This window comes from Halomonas sp. McD50-4 (assembly GCF_022348135.1).
GTDB lineage: Bacteria > Pseudomonadota > Gammaproteobacteria > Pseudomonadales > Halomonadaceae > Vreelandella > Vreelandella piezotolerans.
This window is the reverse complement of record NZ_JAKRFG010000046.1, coordinates 1-1051: the sequence shown is the minus strand read 5'-3', so window position 1 is coordinate 1051 and position 1051 is coordinate 1. Positions and strand designations below refer to the sequence as shown.

Sequence of the window (1051 nt, the reverse complement as noted above, 5' to 3'; positions counted from 1 at the left end):
CACTCGGAACTGGACACCGCGCCGGACGGTCTGGCTGAACCCGGACCGGGAAGACCCGCTGGTTCAACGCGATCAGCGATTAGAAGCCGCCTGATTCCAGGTTCCAACAAGCTTGACAGGCATCGCCTTGCCACCTTTATCTTCTGGCCGGTTATGCTGTTTTAGTCGTGTTCCCACATCATCACTTTCGCCAATATAAACTTGTGGGCGCGGGCTACCTTCCAAGTCAGGGCCCACCAGAAAATAGATGCCGGTGCGGCCGCACTCGGGTCGCTGCACTAGCTCTGTCAGCTTAGTACGCGGGCCAGTCAGCACATGGCCTGTCCAGTTCATAATCTCGGCGGTGAGCAGGCCGTTGGGTGTGCCATCCACGAGAAACAGCCGGATGCTACGTCCCTGTGTCATTAATCACATACCTGTCAAAAAGAAATACATTCATAAGCTGTTAATTTAAATGATAATTTAACAGTTATTGCTTATAAAAAGGCACTGCTTATCAAATACCCGTCAAATAAAAAAAGCAGAGCGATACCAATACATGACGATTACCGCGCTGATCAACTAATGAGTGATCAATGTCGCGTCTTGGCCTGCTGATTATCGTCGTGGGTTGTGATGTCAGGATTGGACGGTGCGTCTTCACCGATTAAAACGGGCTTGCCATCCTGCCAAAACACCGCGTATTGCCCCAGGCGGCGCTTGCGCTCTAAGGTTTCGGCCACAGCGGTGCGAAGGCTATTGAGCATTTCTTGAGTATCAGGTGGAAGTTGGGTCATACAAGCTCCATCTGCTTGGCCTCTGTAGACACTACCGAATCCTCTGGTGGCTGCCATCCTCGTACATCGATTTTGCCGGTGACGGCGGCGGAGATCAGGGCTGAACGGCGTTCTTGGAGTAACTGCATATTTCGCTTCGCCTCACCAACCCCCACTGTCAAGCTAGTTGGAGTGTCAGCGGCTGTTAGACTCTGAACGATGTGGGGCGTGACGAGGTTCCGATGAAGTACTCCGACGAGCGCCGGGAAGCCATCCTCAAGAAGCTGCTCCCGCCG

Annotated in this window: 3 protein-coding genes; all 3 read right to left on the bottom strand. The window is 53.1% G+C overall.

Going from position 1 to position 1051, the window contains the following annotated elements; translation table 11 throughout:
• Positions 1-72 precede the first annotated feature (72 nt).
• The 3 genes from MHM85_RS18330 to MHM85_RS18465 all read right to left on the bottom strand — a co-directional run bounded on the left by MHM85_RS18330 (position 73) and on the right by MHM85_RS18465 (position 904).
• Positions 73-405: a hypothetical protein gene (locus MHM85_RS18330; RefSeq protein WP_239286597.1), complete on the bottom strand. Its 333-nt coding sequence runs from the start codon at positions 403-405 to the stop codon at positions 73-75.
• A 167-nt stretch (positions 406-572) separates the two neighbouring features.
• Positions 573-776, bottom strand: a complete 204-nt coding sequence (locus MHM85_RS18325) for a hypothetical protein (protein ID WP_239286598.1) — start codon at positions 774-776, stop codon at positions 573-575.
• A complete protein-coding gene (locus MHM85_RS18465) occupies positions 773-904 on the bottom strand; it encodes a hypothetical protein (RefSeq protein WP_275444418.1) in 132 nt (43 codons plus the stop codon). The genes MHM85_RS18325 and MHM85_RS18465 overlap by 4 nt, the downstream gene beginning before the upstream one ends.
• Positions 905-1051: the final 147 nt, after the last annotated feature.

Coding starts and splice junctions, on each gene's coding strand:
- MHM85_RS18330 (WP_239286597.1), bottom strand. CDS start 405: ATGACACAGGGACGTAGCATCCGGCTGTTTCTCGTGGATGGCACACCC.
- MHM85_RS18325 (WP_239286598.1), bottom strand. CDS start 776: ATGACCCAACTTCCACCTGATACTCAAGAAATGCTCAATAGCCTTCGC.
- MHM85_RS18465 (WP_275444418.1), bottom strand. CDS start 904: ATGCAGTTACTCCAAGAACGCCGTTCAGCCCTGATCTCCGCCGCCGTC.